General features: G+C 53.1%; 16 protein-coding genes. 6 read left to right on the top strand and 10 right to left on the bottom strand.

From position 1 onward, the window contains the following. Together HY879_19990 and HY879_19985 are read right to left on the bottom strand one after the other, a co-directional pair. Positions 1 to 1,643, bottom strand: a 1,643-nt coding sequence (locus HY879_19990; GenBank protein MBI5605619.1) for an ABC transporter ATP-binding protein, incomplete at its 3' end; no start/stop codon positions are given. After that, positions 1,644 to 3,395: an ABC transporter ATP-binding protein gene (locus HY879_19985; GenBank protein ID MBI5605618.1), complete on the bottom strand. Its 1,752-nt coding sequence runs from the start codon at positions 3,393 to 3,395 to the stop codon at positions 1,644 to 1,646. Between the two features lie 886 nt (positions 3,396 to 4,281). Here HY879_19985 and HY879_19980 point away from each other — a divergent pair. The 3 genes from HY879_19980 (at position 4,282) to HY879_19970 (ending at position 5,961) form a co-directional block, all read left to right on the top strand. After that, positions 4,282 to 4,749: a nucleoside recognition protein gene (locus HY879_19980; protein ID MBI5605617.1), complete on the top strand. Its 468-nt coding sequence runs from the start codon at positions 4,282 to 4,284 to the stop codon at positions 4,747 to 4,749. A 3-nt stretch (positions 4,750 to 4,752) separates the two neighbouring features. Next, the gene (locus HY879_19975) at positions 4,753 to 5,295 is read left to right on the top strand and encodes a spore maturation protein (protein MBI5605616.1); all 543 of its coding nucleotides are present in this window, start codon (positions 4,753 to 4,755) and stop codon (positions 5,293 to 5,295) included. A gap of 177 nt (positions 5,296 to 5,472) precedes the next feature. Then, complete coding sequence (locus tag HY879_19970; protein MBI5605615.1) at positions 5,473 to 5,961, top strand: cyclic nucleotide-binding domain-containing protein; 489 nt, start codon at positions 5,473 to 5,475, stop codon at positions 5,959 to 5,961. A 381-nt stretch (positions 5,962 to 6,342) separates the two neighbouring features. Here the strand turns inward: HY879_19970 and HY879_19965 are convergent, their stop codons facing one another. From HY879_19965 to HY879_19930, 8 genes are all read right to left on the bottom strand, one after another. Then, complete coding sequence (locus tag HY879_19965; GenBank protein MBI5605614.1) at positions 6,343 to 7,863, bottom strand: tripartite tricarboxylate transporter permease; 1,521 nt, start codon at positions 7,861 to 7,863, stop codon at positions 6,343 to 6,345. Between the two features lie 5 nt (positions 7,864 to 7,868). Further along, a complete protein-coding gene (locus HY879_19960; GenBank protein ID MBI5605613.1) occupies positions 7,869 to 8,330 on the bottom strand; it encodes a tripartite tricarboxylate transporter TctB family protein in 462 nt (153 codons plus the stop codon). Positions 8,331 to 8,393: 63 nt separating this feature from the next. Further along, complete coding sequence (locus tag HY879_19955) at positions 8,394 to 9,359, bottom strand: tripartite tricarboxylate transporter substrate binding protein (GenBank protein ID MBI5605612.1); 966 nt, start codon at positions 9,357 to 9,359, stop codon at positions 8,394 to 8,396. A 163-nt stretch (positions 9,360 to 9,522) separates the two neighbouring features. After that, positions 9,523 to 11,142, bottom strand: coding sequence for an FAD-dependent oxidoreductase (locus tag HY879_19950; protein ID MBI5605611.1), 1,620 nt, complete (start codon positions 11,140 to 11,142; stop codon positions 9,523 to 9,525). 10 nt (positions 11,143 to 11,152) lie between these two features. Then, complete coding sequence (locus tag HY879_19945; protein ID MBI5605610.1) at positions 11,153 to 11,734, bottom strand: 2-oxoacid:acceptor oxidoreductase family protein; 582 nt, start codon at positions 11,732 to 11,734, stop codon at positions 11,153 to 11,155. Next, on the bottom strand, positions 11,731 to 12,525 hold the full coding sequence (locus tag HY879_19940; GenBank protein MBI5605609.1) for a 2-oxoacid:ferredoxin oxidoreductase subunit beta: 795 nt from the start codon (positions 12,523 to 12,525) through the stop codon (positions 11,731 to 11,733). Before HY879_19940 ends, HY879_19945 begins: the two co-directional genes overlap by 4 nt. A 134-nt stretch (positions 12,526 to 12,659) precedes the next feature. Beyond that, positions 12,660 to 13,766: a 2-oxoacid:acceptor oxidoreductase subunit alpha gene (locus HY879_19935; GenBank protein ID MBI5605608.1), complete on the bottom strand. Its 1,107-nt coding sequence runs from the start codon at positions 13,764 to 13,766 to the stop codon at positions 12,660 to 12,662. 54 nt (positions 13,767 to 13,820) lie between these two features. After that, positions 13,821 to 14,819, bottom strand: coding sequence for a hydroxyacid dehydrogenase (locus tag HY879_19930; protein MBI5605607.1), 999 nt, complete (start codon positions 14,817 to 14,819; stop codon positions 13,821 to 13,823). Positions 14,820 to 15,223: 404 nt separating this feature from the next. Here HY879_19930 and HY879_19925 point away from each other — a divergent pair, with 404 nt between their 5' ends. From HY879_19925 to HY879_19915, 3 genes are all read left to right on the top strand, one after another. After that, positions 15,224 to 15,925, top strand: a complete 702-nt coding sequence (locus HY879_19925; protein MBI5605606.1) for a GntR family transcriptional regulator — start codon at positions 15,224 to 15,226, stop codon at positions 15,923 to 15,925. Positions 15,926 to 16,035: 110 nt separating this feature from the next. Continuing rightward, the gene (locus HY879_19920) at positions 16,036 to 17,316 is read left to right on the top strand and encodes a DUF2088 domain-containing protein (GenBank protein ID MBI5605605.1); all 1,281 of its coding nucleotides are present in this window, start codon (positions 16,036 to 16,038) and stop codon (positions 17,314 to 17,316) included. Positions 17,317 to 17,501: 185 nt separating this feature from the next. Next, a partial coding sequence (locus HY879_19915; GenBank protein ID MBI5605604.1) for an ATP-binding cassette domain-containing protein occupies positions 17,502 to 19,008 on the top strand: 1,507 nt, incomplete at its 3' end.

Below are 19,008 nucleotides of genomic sequence, written 5' to 3'. Positions count from 1 at the left end.
TGGCGGAGGGTAAAAATCCGATGGGCAATGATCAGGGAAGTCCGTCCTTCCAGCAATTTTTTGATGGCCTCCTGGACCAGGGTTTCGGTGTAGGCATCCACCTGCGAGGTGGCCTCATCCAAAACCAGAATCAGGGGATTCCGGGCCATCACCCTGGCCAGGGCCACTAATTGCTGCTGCCCGGAAGAAAGAGAATCGACCTGTTGGCCTTCCAAATTGGCCAACAGGGAGTCCAGATAGAAGGTTTTGGCCGGTCCTCTTCCTTTGACTTCCGAGGCAGAGGCCTCCTGGAGGAAGATATTTTCTTTAAGATCTCCGGCGAAAAGAAAGGTCTCTTGAGGGACCAGGCCGATGATGGTTCGAAGAAACTTTTTGGGAAATGATCGGATATCCTTCCCGTCTATCAGAATCCGCCCTTTCTGGGGAAGGTAAAAACCTTCCAGGAGATTAATCAGGGTGCTTTTGCCTCCACCGGTCATGCCTACAATGGCTACCGTTTCACCGGGCTGGATGGTAAAAGAAAGGTTCTTGATCACCCATTGGTCCGGAATATAAGCAAAGCCGACATTTTCAAAATGAATTTCCCCTTTAAGGTCACCAGCCGTCTCCGGGGGTTGTCCTGCCGGTCCTTCTTCCGCCGGTTCATCCAGAAGGTCGAAGATCCGTTCCAAAGAGGCCATAGCGGCCTGCATGACGCTGTATTTTTCCGTCATTTCCCGCAAAGGTTTGAAAAACATCTGGATGTAGGAAAGAAAGGCCACCAGTGAACCGAGGCTTACGTTCTGCTGAATGACCTGTCCGCCCCCATACCAGACCAGGAGGGCGATAGCCCCAGCGGAGATCAGCTCCATCAAGGGCATAAAGAGGGCAAAGACCTGGACCTGTTTCATGCCGGCCATAAAGGTCTGGTGATTGACTTCCATAAAATCGGCGTATCTTTTTTTCTCCCGGACCATGATTTGAATCAGGACCAGGCCGGAAAGGCTTTCCTGCAGGAAGGCGTTCAATTGGGCCACCCGGCGGCGCAAATCCCGGAAGGCATCCCTGGCCCGACTGCTGAACAGACGGGCGCTGATAAAAATCAGGGGAATCAGGATAAAGGTCACCAGGGCTAATCTGAAGTCCAGATAGAGAAGGATGCCCAGAATCCCGAGGGCCAGGAAGAGGTCCTTGATCAGGGTGGCCAACAGGGACTTGACCATCTCATTGAGGTTTTCAATATCATTGGTGACCCGGGTCACCAGCCTCCCAATGGGTTGGTGGTGAAAAAAAGGCAGGGGAAGGGAAAGAAGGTGAGAAAAAATTTTCATCCGGAGGGTATGCATGACCCTTTGACCCATCCGTTCCAGAACCATGACCTGGATATATTGGAGGCCGAAGTTGATGGCCAGGATCAAGAGTAATAGAAAGGCCAGGGACCTTAAGCCTTTCCAATCCCCGGCCAGGATGTGATGGTCGATGACCACTTTGGTGATATAGGGTGGAACCAGATCGAGCAAGGTCAGACCAACGGACAGGGCCAGACCCAGAAACCACCAGTTACGCCAGGGCCACAGGAAAGGGAAAAGCCTTTTCAACAGACCGAAGTCGTAGGGCCTTCCTAATCGCTCTCCTTCGATATAACCGAAATCACCAAAAGGCATTTAAAAGACCCCCTGACGCAATTCCATCTCCAGCCGCTGATAGCGGTACAGTTGAAAATAAAGACCTTCTTTCCCGAGTAATTGTTCATGGGTTCCTGTCTCCGCCAGTTCTCCGGCTTCCAGCAGGAAGATGTTATCCACCCCTTCCAGACCAATCAGAAGATGAGAGATATAGATCGTGATTTTTCCTTTTCGAAAAGGCCCCAGGTTTTCCTGGATGATTCGCTCGGTATTCAGATCCACGGAAGACAGGGTATTATCGAGGATAAGGATGGGGGGGTTGACCAGCAGGGTCCGGGCCAAAGAAAGCCTTTGTTTTTGCCCGCCGGATAATAAGACCCCTTTTTCTCCCACTACGGTATCCAACCCCTTGGGAAAGGTCCGGACTTCTTCCTGAAAGGCGGCCAGGGTCAGACATTCCCAGAGGTCTTTCTCTTCGGCATCGGGCCGGGCCAGGAGCAGATTGGCCCGGATGGTATCGGAAAAAAGAAAGGGTTCCTGGGGAATAAGAGAAACGGTCTTTCTGAGGTCCGATAAGGGAATGGAATGGATTTCATGGCCGTCCAAAAAAATACTGCCGGCTGAAGACTCCAGGAGGCGGATCATCAGCAGGGCCAGAGTGGTCTTGCCGGAACCGGTCTTCCCGGTAATTAAATACTGCCTGCCCGGAGCCATTTCAAAACCGATTCCCCGCAAGACCGGTCTGGCTCCTTGGGAATAAGAAAAAGTCAAATCCTTCACCTTAAGTTCTGCCCGGAGGGACGTTGGGGGGGTAAGCCCCGGAAGATCGGCGATTTCAGGACGTTCTTCTAAGATACGTTCGATCCTTTCCAGGGAAACAGCCCCCCTTTTTATGAGATTGATGACCCATCCCAGGGCCATGACCGGCCAGGAGAGCAGTCCCAGATAACTGATAAAGGCCACAAAATCCCCGGTGGTGATCTCTTTGGCCAAAACCTGTTGCCCGCCTATCCAAAGAACGACCGCCAGACTCAGATTGGTCATCAGGATCGATAGAGGGAATAAGGTGCCTGTAATTCTGACTAAACGGATATTTTGGTCCTGATACTCCAGGCTGTAACAGGCCAGATTTCTTTCCTCCCGTTCCTGGAGGGTATAGGCCTTGACCACCATGATCCCCACCAGGCTCTCTCGAACTTTTTCCATAATTTTTGAAAAGGTCCCTTGGACCAGTTCGAATCGCTGATCGAGTAATTTGGTCAATCTTTGGGTCAAAAAAGCCACTAGAGGCATGGGCCAAAGGGAAATGAGCGTCAATTTAAGGTTGATATAGGCCATGAAGCCAATGGCGGCCGAGCCGAGGATCAAGGAATCTACCAGGGAAACCAGACCCATACCCAGGGCCATACGGACCGCCTCCATATCATTGGTGGCATGGGCCATCAGGTTCCCGATGGAGGTTCGATGATAATAAGATTGGGAGAGGGTCAGAAGATGGTCGAAAAGACGGTTCCGCAGGGCCTCTTCTATCCGGCGGGCCTGACCGAAAATCAGGCGGCGCCAGATCATCCTGAGAATAAAAATCAAAAGGGCCGTAGCCAGGATCAGAAGGCAATATCGGGTAAGCACGGAACCCAGGGCCTGTTTGGCTGTCAAGGCATCGATGGCCCCTTTGATAAACCTGGGAATGACCAGTTGGAGGAAATCCACGGACAAGAGCAATAAAATCCCCACCAAAAGGGGGATCAGCCCCTGGCGTAAGTAAGGAAAGATTATCCGGTATGATCGCATGCCCGCCTAAAACCTTTTAAAATTTAAAACAACTTTGCAAAAATTAAAATAGATAGTATACAATCGCAGGTCAATTAAAAACTTCTTCCAGGCAATAAAGATAGAGTTTTTTATTCGGCATGAAAGCTGAAAGCTCAAAGCTCAAAGGGAACCCCCTTACATTAAACGTTAATTAAAAAGACTGGATTCCGGCTTTCGCCGGAATGACGTAATGCGAGTTTTGGCGACTTTTTCCATATTCATCAAACTTTATTTTCAAACTAAACCCACATGCCCGCCCCGAAGCGGGCACCACGAAGCATGAAAATAGGTTTCGCCGAACGCTTAACGACGAACGGTATTTTCGTTTTAAGGACAACCCATGCTCAATATGATCTGGATAGCTTTGATCTTTATCGGGACCCTGGTTGCCGTGGGCCGGGATCTGGTGGATCTATCCACCAATCGGTATCAGAATGGACGGGAAATGGAGATTGCCCTCCAACTGGACCCTCCGGCCGACCGATTGCTTAAACCTTCTAATGCCTATCCCTGCACGGTCATTTTGGAACCCGGAGCTTACGGGAAGTGGTCCGGCCAATCCTTTCAAGGGACCGGTCCCATTAGGCAGAAAGCCGAATTTTTTTCAACCGGGAGGGATAAAGGGACCCTGCATATTTTGGTCGATGATCGCACGCCTCCCCTCTTAAAAGAGATCTTTAAGGTCCAGAAAAATACTGCTTATCTGCTGGCCAGGACCCGCTTTGGGGATTCCTTCCAGACCATCAGGCCGGCCTATCTTTCCTTCGATCCCATCCGGTTTACCAAGGTTCAGGCCATTACCAACGACGGCTTGATCCACTATGCCACCGTGGCCGTGGAATTGGCCGTCGGCCTGATCGGTATCATGTCCCTCTGGCTGGGGCTGATGAAGATCGCCGAACAGGCCGGTCTGATCGAACGGCTGGCCAGGGCGCTCAGGGGAATCACTACCCGGCTTTTTCCTGACGTGCCGGCGGATCATCCGGCCATGGGGGCCATGATCATGAATATCTCGGCCAATATGCTCGGTCTGGGAAATGCCGCCACGCCCCTGGGGTTAAAGGCCATGGAAGAACTGAGTAAACTCAATAAACAACCGGGTACGGCGACCGATGCCATGTGTACTTTTTTGGTCATCAACACCAGCAATGTCCAATTGATCCCGGCCACGGTCATCGCCATCCGGGCCGCCTCCGGCTCGGCCAATCCGACCGAGATCCTGGGGCCGGTGATTGTCGCCACAGCCATCAATACGGTCATCGGGGTTATGGTGGTCAAACTTATGGCCCGACTCCCTTTTTTTAAAAACCAGTTGAAATCGGGAAGGAGTTAAACCGTGGAAACCCTGGCCGGCCTGATCAATATCCTTTCTGTCCTGGCCATCCCCTTGCTGGTGGTCATTATTTTATTATTCGGCGTTCTTAAAAAAGTGAAACTCTACGAAACCTTTATCGAAGGGGCCAAAGAAGGGTTTCAGGTGGGCGTCCGGATTATCCCCTACCTGGTAGCCATGCTGACGGCCATCGGGATCTTCCGGACCAGCGGGGCCATGGATATCCTTTCTACCCTGGTTTCCCCTTTGACCACGCTCATCGGCATGCCCCCGGAAACATTGCCCATGGCCTTGATACGCCCCCTTTCCGGAAGCGGGGCATTAGGGGTCATGTCCGAAACGATTAAGGCCCAGGGACCTGATTCCCTGATCGGCCGTATGGTTGCGGTCATGATGGGCAGCGGGGAGACTACCTTTTATGTGTTGGCCGTCTATTTCGGGTCGGTGGGAATCCATCGGACCCGCCAGGCTGTACCGGCCGGTCTTATCGCCGATGGGGTCAGTATCTTGATGTCGGTTTGGATCGTTCAATTGATCTTTGGCTGACCCATAGATCCAAAAACCGCCTCACCTAAGCATGCGCTCTTTTTCACTTGTGATTCCGGGGTTTTTCCCTTGACATACAAAATATCTCCTATTAAATTATTATTAATGGCAATTTTTCTGTCCTTAAATAAACCTTATTGTTCCACGACTTCAGGGACAGCCTAAAAGGAGGGTATTATGGAGAATATCGATCTTTTAAACAGGGTAGAAGTTTTTAAAGGACTGGACAAGGCACAATTAATGGCTGTCAAAGATTGTTGCCGACAGAAAAGCTTTAACGACGGAGAAAAAATTTCAGGTGAGGGAGAAGATGCCGCCTTTCTCTGGGCCGTTATTGAAGGAGGGGTGGACCTGCGTTTTGATCTGCCGGGGCGCAAATCTTCGGAAGAAATGACCATCACCACCATCTCCGAAGGAAAGGTTTTTGGATGGTCCAGTTTTGTCCCTCCTTTCAAATACCGGCTGTCGTCTTACTGCTCTTCCAAGGGTTGTCAACTCATTGAGATAAACAGAGATGGTTTAGTCAAGGTTTTCGAAACCCAACCCCTTATCGGATATCGGGTGATGACCAACGTGTCCATAGTCATCGGGACCCGCTTTCAGCAGTTACAGGATGAAGTGGCCTGGTGTGAAGGGGAGATCATGCTGCACCACAAGGATAATTGAATGGTATAGGAATTTCCTAACAATTTGGCCCTTTGAACAATTTGAAACTTTTACTTGAAAATCCTGACTTTCGCACACGTCATTCCGGTGAAAACCGGAATCCAGGCGTTATGTTGAGACGAAAAGAACCTGGATTCCGGTTTTCACCGGAATGACGGAGAGGTTATCGGCGTTTTTTTAAAAAGCTAAACTTATACGGAATTTCCTATTTAAGTCGTCTCTTAAACCTCATCCCCCAACACTTATTAACCGCCCCATAATCGAACCTGCCTTATCCGCGCGATACCAGAAGTCGTTAGGCGTTACTGGTTGCTCGGAAAAACCAGTAACGAGCAACCAGTAACCAGCAACGAGTAACACTTAAATTTCAAATATCTCTGGTTAGCCTTCCTCTCCTTCTTCCAGGATTTCGTCCAGCTTCCCGCGCTTTTTCTTCAAGGCGGGGATCAGCGAAAACAGGATGAGGACAGCGGCCATAACCAGAATGAAGCCTGAAAGGGGCCTGGTGATGAAAATCATAGGGTCCCCGTTGGAAAGGAGGAGGGAACGCCTGAGGGCTGATTCCAGCATAGGCACCAGTACCAGGGCCAGGACCAGCGGAGCCGATTCATATTTATATTTTCTCATTAAGTAGCCGAGGACTCCGAAGATGGTCATGATCAGCATGTCCCCGGCCCGGTTGTTCAGACTGTAAGCCCCGATCATACAGAAAAGACAGATCAACGGGAAGAGGATGCTGTAAGGGACCTTCAGTGCCCTGACCCACAGACCGATGAGCGGTAGATTGAGGATCAGCAGCATGATATTTCCAATATACATGCTGGTGATTACCCCCCAGAACAGATCGGCATGCTCGGTGATCATCATGGGACCGGGCTGGATTCCATGGATGACCAGGGCACCCAGGAGGATGGCCGTGACAGCGTTTCCCGGGATACCCAGACTCAGAAGGGGGATAAAGGCCCCGCCGGCCGCGGCGTTGTTGGCTGCTTCGGGCCCGGCCACCCCTTCGATGACTCCGGTACCAAATTTTTCCGGATATTTGGAAAAACGTTTCTCCAGGGCGTAGGAAGCGAAAGAGGCGATGACCACCCCTCCGCCGGGCAGGACCCCGAGGAAAAAACCGATAATCGATCCGCGGACCAGTGCCCATTTACAGGCGATCCAATCCGAAAGCGACGGCAGCAGCCGGCCGATCTTGGTTTCGAAGATGGCCCGCTGAATGGGCCGCTCCAGATTATGCAAGACCTCGCCGATGCCAAAGAGCCCCATAACGACCGGAACGAGCCCGATGCCGTCCATAAGGTCCATGCTGCCAAAGGTGAAGCGGGCCGTACCGGTTAAATTGTCGAGCCCGATAGTTCCGAGAAATAACCCCAGGCCGGCCATAAGAAGGGCCTTGCTGATAGGCCCTGAAGAGAGGAAGATGAGCAGGGTGAGCCCCAGGATCATGAGGGCGAAGTATTCCGGCGGACCGAACTTCAGGGCCATCTCGGCCAGAGGAGGAGCCAGGAGCGACAACAGAAGCACGCTGAAGGTCCCGGCAATAAAACTCCCGAAGGCCGACATGCCCAGGGCCGGTCCGGCCCTGCCCTGGCGGGCCATCTGATAGCCGTCTAAGCAGGTTACGACCGAAGCGGCCTCACCGGGGATATTTACCAGGATCGAGGTGGTGGACCCGCCGTACATGGCCCCGTAATAGATACCGGACAGCATGATGATCCCCGGGATGGGGCCCAGTTTGAAGGTCAACGGCAGTAAGAGGGAAATGGCGGCCGTAGGACCGAAGCCCGGCAAGACCCCCACCAGGGTTCCGGTGAGCACACCGGCAAAGCAAAAAAGAAGGTTCAAGGGATCGAGGGCCACCCCGAACCCCATCATGATATTGTGCAGGACATCCATGACGATTACACTCCTAAATGAATTAGAATCCCTTTGGGCAGTTGAGCCCGAAGCCAGACCTCAAAAACCAGATAGGCGACCAAGGCGCATAAAAGGGCCCCGAAAAGGCTTGAAGACCATTTCATGGACCCCACAATGTTCATGAGCACATACATCATGGCAAAGGTGCAGATTATAAAGCCCAGCCTTTCAAAGAAGAAGGTATAGGCAATGAGGACCATCACAACCGTGATGAGCTTGGGATAGCGGATATTCTGCCAGATCCTCTCGGTTTCGCCCGCCGGACTCGCCCAGGCCTGAATGAAAGAAAGAAGGGCGAAGGCACAGATAACCAGGCCGGCCAGGAAGGGCATCAGTCCCGTACCGGGCATGCCGGCCGTTCCCAGATTGAATTGAGGCGCATAGAGCACAACGAAAAGACCGAATAGAAACCAGAAGGCCGTACTGATTAAATCGTGTTTTCTCATTGGTTATTCCCCTTTCCACCAGGAGGGGAAGTCGGCCCCTTCCCCTCCTATAGATCCCGAGACCTATTTTTTTACTTTTTCGACCAGTGGGCCGAGAGTGGCGACCAGTTCCTGGGTGTATTTGTCGCAATCGGCGCTGTTTCTATAAATCGTAGGGAAAAGCAAGGAATCCAGGGTTTTTTGATAGGCCGGGTCATTCATGGCCTGGTGAAAAGCATCCTGGAGAATCTTTACCCGGTCTTTGGGCATGCCCTTGGGGCCCACGACCGCTAAGTAACCATACCCCTTGACTTTATAGCCTTCCTCGATGAGGGTGGGGACTTTAGGATAGGCCTTGAAACGTTTGTCCATGGCGCAGGCGATCAGACGCAGACGGCCGGAATCCACCCCGGGTTTCCACTCGGTGGGCGAACAGGTCACGTCGCAATGGCCGCCCATGACATTGGTGGCCGCCTCCGCTCCCCCCTGGAAGGGGATATGGGTCCAGGTGACCCCGGCCGCTTCACCCAGTTGGATCATGATCAGATGGGCCGGTGAGTTGGCGCCCGAACCGGTGTATTTAACCTTCCCTGGATTGGCCTTGGCATAGGCAAGCAAATCGCCGATGTTTTTCCAAGGGGAATCGGAACGGACGGCGATCCCATAATTGAAGGCGCTGACCTGGAGAACGGAATCGAAGTCATTGACCGGATGGTAGGGGACCTTCTGCAGGAAATGGCCGATGATGGCGCCGCTGGACATGATGCCCACCGTGTGGCCGTCCGGTTTTTGATTTTTTAAATCGGCCATCATGATGGTCGTACCGGCTCCGGGTTTGTTGACTACGACGACTGGTTGACCGATGATCTTGGACGTCGCTTCGGCCAGGGCCCTGACGGCAACGTCAGTCGTTCCGCCGGCGGCGTATCCGACCATAATGGTGACCGGTCTTGAAGGGAACTTCTCCGGTGCGGCCTGGACCGAACCGGCAAGGGATAAATGGAAAAGAAAACCAACCAACAGAAAAAGAACAACCCAATGTTTCTTCATAACAGATCCTCCTTCTATGTTTTTGTTTCTTGGACGCAGATCGGGGCAGATTGCCAAGATTTAATTTGAAATAAGTTGCAAGCTTCAAGATGCAGGTTTTCGCTTTGAGCTTATTTCTTAAACCTGCGGGTATCGGCGAAAATCTGCGTCCTAATTTATTGCTCTATCGGCCGGCGGATACCTCCTGACCCTGGTCCGGCTGGCCTTCGGTAATGGTTATGGCGAAGTCCGGACAGATATACAGGCACTTCAGGCAGCCTACGCAACGGTCCGAATTTTTCACAACCGAAGGTTTGTAACCCAGGGCATTAAAGTGGTCCGAGGCTCCGAAGATATCCATTTGACACATTTCCCGGCAATAGCCGCAATCTTTACAGATGGCCGGATTGACCTCCACGGTATACTGCCGGATATCGCAGGCCAGACACCGTTTGGCCTCTTCCACAGCCGTTTCTTCGTCAAAACCCTGTTCGACCAGACCGAATCCGCTGATCCTGCCCTTCAATGGGATTCTTTCCGGCTCAACCCGGTGGGTCCCCCTGGGTTTTGCTTCCGGAAGGGTCGAATTTTCTTCCGGGAAAACATCAGGGTCGACATCCGGGTCGATCCGGCCATTACCTCCAAGGTAACGGTCGATGGAAACACTGGCCAGACGTCCCTGGGCAATAGCCTCAATGATGGTCTTCGGCCCGGAGACCACATCCCCGGCGGCGAAGATTCCCTTGAGTGGCGTTGAAAGCCCTGCATCGACTTTAGCGGTTCCGTTTCTATTTTCTTCCAACTGCAGGGTCTCTACCTGGGCCGTCTGCCCCACAGCCATTATGAGGGCATCACAGGCCAAGGAAAACGCACTGCCTTCAACGGGTATTGGCCTCGGCCTTCCGCTGTCATCCAAGGGACCGGGTTCCATCCGGATACAGACCAGGTTTTTATCGTCAATCCGGATCGGCGCCGTCAGGAACTCGATCTGTACCCCTTCCTCTTCAGCCTCGGCGATCTCCTCCGGTAAGGCCGGCATATCCTGGCGGCTCCGGCGGTAAATCAGAACGGCCTGGGCACCCAGCCGCACACTGGCCCTGGCCGCATCCAGGGCCGTATTCCCCCCGCCGACCACAACGATCTTACGGCTTAGGGAATCCCTGATACCCGTATTCACTTCCTTAAGGAAGGCGACTCCGTCCCGGACCAGGGGGGAATCTTCCCCTTCTATGCCGGCTTTGACCGCCTTCCAGGCCCCGGTTGCCGCCAGAACGGCGTCATATCCCCTGGTCAGCAGATCCGGCGCCGAGGGGACCGCTGACTGGGTAATAATCTTGATACCTCGGGCTTGAATCCCGGCGATCTCCCGATCGACGATTTCGTTCGGCAGGCGATATTCCGGGATGCCGTACCGCAACATCCCCCCGGCCCGGGGAAGGGACTCGAACACGGTAACAGCGTGTCCCAGGCCGGCCAGAAAATAGGCCGCCGTCAGTCCGCAGGGGCCGGCGCCGATGACGGCCACCTTCTTCCCTGTGGGCCTGGCCTTGGGTTCAACGATCGGCAGGTCCCGGCTTTTTTCCTCGGCCGCCCTTTTCAACAGGCGGATGGCGATCCCTTCATCGTATTGGATACGGGCGCATTTGGTTTCGCAAGGGTGGACGCAGGCATGGCCGCAGACCGCTGGAAAGGGTATCTTTTCACGGATCACCATTAAGGCCCGGTCAAAATCTTTATTCCGGATGTGCCGGATATACCTCGGCACATCGATGCCTGCCGGGCAGGCTTCTCTACAGGGAGCCATCTGGGTCTTCTTATGGCTTGAGCCTTCCATTGTCATTCCTTTCTGAATCATCTGTTTCTCTTGCGGCCAGGGCCACACCGGCCTCCAGGGCCTTGAGGTTCATCTGGAGGACCTTTCCTGAAAACCGCTTTTGGAGGACCGCGGCCAGGCTCTCCGGCCTGACCATCTTTTTTTCTACCGCCATGTAACCCAGGGCGATAATGTTGGCCATTCCCACATGACCCATCTGACTGGCCATTTCGGTAAAAGGTTGGCCGTAAAGCCCTTCCCCCCGGCGCGGCTTCAGAAGGGTGGTGTCATAAAAAATCAGGGTTCCCTGTCCGGAGAGGTCTTGAAACTTTTCCATGGCCTCCTCGGTCAGGGCCAGGATGACGTCGGCCTGCTGAACTTGCTGAAAGATGATTTCTTCCCGGTCCATGATCACCTCGGCCATGGAAAATCCGCCCCTGGAGGCAATGCCGTAGGAAACGGTCTGCACCACGTTTTTCCCCTCCAGCATGGCCGCCTCGGCCAGCATGATCCCGGACACCACCAGCCCCTGACCGCCTGATCCGGCCAAAATGATTTCAAATTTTTCTTGATGGTCACTCATTGCGTATCACCGTTCCTCAAGCCTTTTGGGGCCATGGCCCTGGCCCTGACTGCTTCGTATCGGGTATTGAAATCCGGCTCATCCCGGTCCACCAGTTTGCCTACCGCAAAACAGCCCTCCTTTTGAGAGGGCTCCAAACGGTTATAGTCTTTCACTGGAAGCCCTTTTTCCTTAAGCCAATGAAGCATTTGACGGGTCTCTTTCATCTGGTTGTTCTTTCCGAAATGGGTCGGGCAGGGGCTGTAAATCTCTACCACGGAAAACCCCTTCTTGCTCAGGGCCTCCTGGATGTTGGTCTTCAACTCCCAGACATGATAGGGCGTTCCCCGGGCCACATAATTGGCCCCGGCGACCTCCGCCAGGGCGCAGATATCGATTCCCCTCTCCGGATTGCCGTAAAAGCTGGTCTGGGTAATGGCCCCGCTCGGGGTGGTCCCTGAAAACTGGCCGCCGGTCATGCCATAATTGAAATTATTGATGATAATGGCCGTCAGATCCATATTCCGTCTGGCAGCATGGAGGAAATGATTGCCCCCGATGGTGACGCTGTCGCCGTCGCCCATGATGACCACTACCTTAAGCTTCGGATTGAAGGCCTTGATCCCGGTGGCATAGGCCAGGGCCCGGCCATGGGTCGTGTGCAGGGCATGGGTTACCAGATAATCGTCCGATTTTCCCGTACAGCCGATCCCGGTTACCACCACCGTATCCCGGCAATCGTAACCCAGTTCCTCAAAGGACCGTAGTAAGGCCCCGAGCATAACGCCTATGCCGCATCCCGGACACCACATGTGCGGCAAGACACCGTCTTTCAAATATTTTAAGCCTGTTGCGTGTGACACCTCTGACCCCCTCACCCGAACAAAAATTATTGTCTGAAAAGGTTTTGAATTTCAAAAAGCTAAACCGTTGCACTTTTTTGCCTTTACCGGATCACCTCCAGGATATCCTGGGGCGTGATGATTTGCCCGTTGTATTTGTTGACCTGGCGGATATCGGCCGCGGCCCCTAAAACCTTCCGGACTTCGCCGGCCACCTGACCACTGTAATTCATCTCCGTTACGATCACGGTCCTGGCCCTCTGGCCCAGGGCCGCCACTTCCTGGTCGGCAAAGGGCCAAAGGGTGATCAGTTGCAGCACCCCGGCCCGGATCCCCTGTTTGCGAAGCTCCAGGGCTGCGGCCCGGCTGGCCCGGGTCGTGGCCCCAAAGGCGATCAGCAGGATATCCGCATCTTCGGTATCGAAGGTCTTGGTCAGGACGATCTCCTCCCTATGCCTCTCGATCTTCCGGTGCAACTGGTCCACCCGCCAGGCGGCATTGGCCGGGTTGTTGTTGCTGTAACCGTCCGGCCCGTGCATGGAACTCGAAACATGGAAAATATAATCGCTGCCATAAGCCGCAAGAGGCGCCACGCCGTCCGCGTCGGCCGCGAAAGGTTTGTATTTTTCCGGAGGTCCGGAGGGCTTTTTCCGGTCGATGACCTCGAGTTCGCCCGGCGCCGGAATACGCACATTTTCCCGCAAGTGGCCGATGACTTCATCCGGGGCGAGTATGACCGGCACCCTGAATTTTTCGGCAAAATTAAAGGCCGTTACGGTGAGGGAAAAACACTCACTGACCGAGGCCGGGCTGAGCGCAATCACCATCTGGTCCCCATGGCGGCCCCAACGGAGCTGCATGACATCCGACTGGGCCGGCTTGGTGGCCAGCCCGGTGCTGGGCCCGGAACGCTGGACGTTAATGACCACACAGGGCACCTCCCCCATAACAGCCAGCCCCAGGTTTTCCTGCATAAGAGAAAATCCCGGACCGCTGGTGGCCGTAAAAGATTTGGCACCGGCCAGCGAGGCCCCGATAATGGCCGCCATGCTGGCGATCTCATCTTCCATCTGCATAAAGACACCGCCCATTTGCGGCATCTTTCTGGAACATTCCTCGGCAATCTCCGAAGAGGGGGTGATCGGGTATCCGGCATAAAAACGGGCGCCGGCATAAAAGGCCCCTTCGGCCATGGCCTGATTCCCTTGCATCAACTTGACTTCCTGTCCCAACTTTCTCCACCCATTCCTTTCTTTCCTATTAAATTACCTCGGGGATCTGAGCACTTCAGGATTCACCAGGTATTTCGGTTCCCGCCCTTCCAGGACATCCAGGATGCCTTCGGCGGCGTCATGGGCCATGTTAACCAGGGCCAGATCGGTCATAGCCGCAATATGAGGGGACACTACTACATTGTCCAACTGGAAGAAGGGCAGGTCCTGGTCTGGAGGCTCCTTCTCAAAGACGTCCAGGGCCGCCCCGGCCAATTTTTTTGCCTTCAGGGCCAGGTAAAGGGCCTTTTCATCGACCACGCCTCCCCGGGCGGCATTGATCAGATAGGCCTCCGGTTTCATCAGGGCCAGTTCCCTGGCACCGATGAGGTGATGCGTTTCCTTGAGATGGGGGACATGGAGGGATACGAAGTCGGCATCGGTCAGCACCAGATCCAGGGTCCGGACCTTTTGGACTCCGGCGGCGGCAAAGACCTCATCGGGCACCAGGGGATCGTAGGCCTTCACCTGCATACCCAGTCCCAGGCCCGCCAAGACCGCCAGGCGGCTGCTGATCCGGCCCATGCCCACCAGTCCCAGAACCTTATTCTTCAACTCCATCGTGGTATAGCCAAGCTTCTGAACCAGGCCGGGCAAGGACCCGGGAAGGCAGAAATCCCCACGGCGAAAGGCCTTTTCCGCCCGGTTAAAATTCCGGGCGCAATGCATGATCGCCCAGAGGGTATGTTCGGCCACGGCGTTGGTATTGGCCCCCGGGGTGTTGACCACCCGGATGCCCAGACGGGTTGCGGCCGGAAGGTCGATGTTATCCACACCGATTCCATGGCGGCCGATGACCTTCAACTTCTTACCGGCCTCCAGCAATTCCAAGCCGGCCCGCGAACTCCTGATCAGCAGGGCATCGGCCGATCCGATCAGAGGCATCAGATCGGCCATTTCCGGACTGGGAGCAATTGCAACTTCCGCCTTTTTTCTTAAAAGATCAATCCCTTCCGGAGCAATCGACTCGGTCAATAGAACTTTCAATGGCATCGAATTATCCTTTTAATATGAAAATAGCTCAAAGCTCAAAGCTCAAAGCAAACCAAAAACAGTTAAAATCAATGACTGGCGAAATCTATTTTCATGCTTCGTGGTGCCTGCTTCGCCTCGGGCATGAGGGTTTAGTTCGAAAATAACCCCAAAATCAACTTCGGGAAGGATGACGACCGCCTGGCCATCCTTTAATATTTCAGATTATAAATCTGAAATTTCAGATTTTAATTTTCAAAATCTTTCACAACTTTTAGCCCTTGTCAAGTATTTTTTTTCAGATAGTTGTTTTAGCAATAAAAATATCTTGACACTTTCTCCCCATTATGAGAGTTTTTTAATTTAAAATCTGAAATTTTAGATTTAATAATATAATGGAATAAACTTGTTAATGAGGTCGTAATATGGAAAAAGATATTTCTCAACACATCGATGTCACCAATATTAATGAGAAAGTCTATCAACTGATCAAGCAAAATATTATCAAATTCATCTATCCCCCCGGCCACAACCTCAACATCAATGAGCTAAAAGATGTCCTGGGGGTCAGTCCGACACCGATCAAAGACGCCCTTTTCAGGCTGGCCGGAGAAGGGCTGGTGGTGATTTATCCCCGGAAGGGAACTTATGTCAAACATGTCACTGACGAAGACTTCCACGAAATCATCCAGACCCGTCTGATCTTGGAAACGGCTGTCGTAGCCAGTCTCGCCAAGCAGATTACCGATGAACAGTTACAGATCCTGGAAGGTTTTTATCAGACCGGTATCTCCATTAAAATCGATCAGGACAATAGCGACGATTACCGGGCCTTCATGGAAAGTGACAGCCAGTTTCATCTGTCGTTCTTCTTTTTTTTCGGGAACAAGCGGTTGACGGAGATTTATAAAAACCTCAATGCCCACATGCAGATCGTCCGCTACCGACTGATGCACCACACCCGGGGGAAGAATCCCTGGACCGATCAGGATCACAAGGATATATTGACGGCCCTTCAACAGCATGATGCACCCGGGGCTGAAGAGGCGGTCAGGAAGCATCTTATAAGATTAGAGGCGGCTTGTCTGGCGGCAAGTTCCTCGGGGGCGAAGGCTTCGATTCCCTGAACCGGGTTATTTTTGATGCCTATGTAAAAACTCGTCATTCCCGCGCAGGCGGGAATCCAGACCATTTTTTTTCATCAGTCTAACTTCTTGCGGAGGTTCGTTTTTTTCTTATGCCAACCAATTTGAATATGACTTATCCCGATATGTTCCGGGTGCGGCAGGTCTTTGATGTTCCCCGAATTGAAGACGTTGAAGCGGCTGTCGAACAGCAGTTGGCCTCCATTCAGGAGGATGTTAAAATCAAGCCCGGGGCCAGGATTGCCATTACCGCCGGAAGCCGCGGTATTGCCCATATCGACGGCATCCTGAAGGTTCTGGTCCGTTTCTTACGGGAACATTCTGCCGAACCCTTCCTTATCCCGGCCATGGGCGGTCACGGCGGCGGAACAGTCCAGGGGCAGTTGCAAGTACTCAAAAGCCTCAAAATTACGGAAGAATCCATGGGCGCCCCCATTCTGGCCACTATGGATTGTGTTGAGATCGGCAGATCTTCCAACGGCCATCCCATATTGGTAGATCGGTACGCCGCAGCGGCCGATGGCATCGTTGTGGTTAATCGGGTCAAGCCCCATACCGCCTTCGATGGCCCAATCCAGAGCGGCCTATTGAAGATGATGGCCATCGGCCTGGGAAAGCATCAGGGATGTCGCCAGGTCCATCGGCAGGCGGTAAACTACGGTTACCGGAATATTATCCCTGAAATAGGCCGGGCTGTCCTGGGCAAGCTCCCCATCCTCTTCGGTTTGGCTATCGTTGAAAATACCTATGATGAGACGGCCATTATTAAGGCCCTTCTTCCTGCTCAATTGCTTGAGGAAGAAAAAAAACTCCTTAAGAAGGCCAGACAATTGATGGCCCGCCTTCCTTTTGACCGGATCGACCTCCTGATCATCGACCGGATCGGGAAAAATATCAGTGGCTCAGGCCTGGATACCAATGTGATCGGCCGGATCATGTTTATCGGAGAAAAGGAACCGGAAGAGCGGAAGATCACCCGGATCGTGGCCCTGGATCTGACCGATGAAACCCACGGCAATGCCATGGGGATCGGTCTGGCCGACTATACGACCCAAAGGCTGGTTTCTAAAATCGATTTCTCGGCGACCTTCTCCAATGCCATTACGGCCATGACACCGGAGAAGGCCAGAGTACCCATTACCCTGGAAACGGACCAGGCGGCCGTAGACGCTGCGCTAAGGACCATCGGTGCCGTGGAATCGCATCAAGCCAGGATCATCCATATCAAAAATACCCTGGAACTTGCCGAATTGGATATTTCAGAGGGCCTTTTCGAGACCATGGGCGGGCGCCAGGATTTAAGATGCCTCCGGGAACTGGGCCCCCTCCATTTTGATAGCCAGGGCCATCTGCCTTTTCTGGCCGATATATGATGGGTTATCCCTGCCAATTCCCTGATCCAACAGGTTACAACCCGCATGGTCGTTGATACTGCCGGTCCTCATCTTCCATCATAGACAGGCTTCGCTTCTCGATTCAGCTCGGTGCGCATTCTCTCTTGTTTGTTTCTCCATTAACGGTTAAGATCGAAACAATTTTTAATAATAAGGATTCATGCATGGCCATTATCGGCACCCGTGATTTATGCTGGGGGTTTTCTAATCCCCCGTTACTGGATAACATTACCTTTCAGATCGAAAAAGGGGAACGGGTCGGTCTTCTGGGCCGAAACGGAGCCGGAAAATCCACTTTGCTCCGGCTTTTACAGGGGGAGATCCTGCCGGATAGCGGTCAGGTCTGGCGGCAGCAGGGTGTCACCGTAGCCTACTTGTCCCAGAGTGTTCCCCGGGATTTTGAGGGATCGATCTTCGATGTGGTGGCCGGCGGCTTCGGTCCGAAGGGACAGTCCCTGTCCTATCAGGGATCAGAGGTCGGGGGTCGGGGATCAGCGAAAGACATTTTTATGCTTCGTGGCACCTCAAAGGGCGCATGTGGGCTTAACACCAAAGGCGAGAGCGGAGGCTTTGATCCTTCCCTTCCGCCCCCCCTTTTAAAGGATGAGCAAAGGCCCCTTTCGGCTTCCGAAGATTGGTGGACCCTGATCAAACAGGTTGAAACCGTTTTGTCCCGAACCCAGCTTCCTTTGGAGGCTGAATTCGCCGATCTTTCGGCCGGCATGAAACGGCGCACCCTCTTTGCCCGGGCCATGGTGGCGGAACCGGATATCCTTCTGCTGGATGAGCCTACCAATCATTTGGATATCGAATCCATTCTCTGGATGGAGACCTTTATCTTCCGCTACGTCAAGACCCTGCTTTTTGTCACCCATGACCGGGCTTTTCTGAAAAAACTGGCCACCAGGATTCTGGAACTGGATCGGGGGCGTCTTTTTTCCTATGCTTGTGATTACGAAACCTTTTTGAGACGGAGGCAGGAGTTCCTGGCGGCAGAAGAAACCCAAAACGATTTGTTTGATAAAAGACTTTCTCAGGAAGAGGCCTGGATCAGACAGGGCATCAAGGCCCGCAGGACCAGGAACGAAGGCCGGGTCACGGCCCTGATCAAGATGCGCGAGGCCTTTCAGACCCGCCGCAAAAAGAACCGTAATGTAAAACTGCAGATTCAAGAGGCTGAAAGGACCGGAAAACTGGTAATCGAGGCGGAAAACATTTCCTTGGCCTATGGGGAAACCCCGGTAGTCCGGGATTTTTCCACTATCATCCTGCGGGGGGACAAGGTGGGGATCATCGGACCGAACGGTGTGGGCAAGACCACCCTGTTGAACATCATTTTAAAGAACCTCCCGCCCCAAACAGGCCGGGTTCGTCACGGGACCAACCTCCAGATCGCCTATTTTGATCAACTCCGCATCCAACTGGATGAAGATAAAACAGTACTGGAAAACGTCGGAGAAGGCAATGACTTTATTGAACTGAACGGCCAGCGGCGGCACATTATAGGCTATCTTCAGGATTTTCTCTTTTCCCCGGAAAAAAGCCGGACACCGGTAAAAGTTCTTTCCGGGGGAGAAAAAAACCGTCTGATGCTGGCCAAACTTTTTACCCGGCCGGCCAATGTCCTGGTACTGGACGAACCCACCAACGATCTGGATATGGAAACCCTGG

It is taken from the genome of Deltaproteobacteria bacterium, from assembly GCA_016219225.1.
In the GTDB taxonomy this organism is placed as follows: domain Bacteria; phylum Desulfobacterota; class RBG-13-43-22; order RBG-13-43-22; family RBG-13-43-22; genus RBG-13-43-22.
The sequence above is the reverse complement of the archived record's forward strand: the minus strand, read 5'-3'. Positions and strand labels throughout refer to the sequence as shown.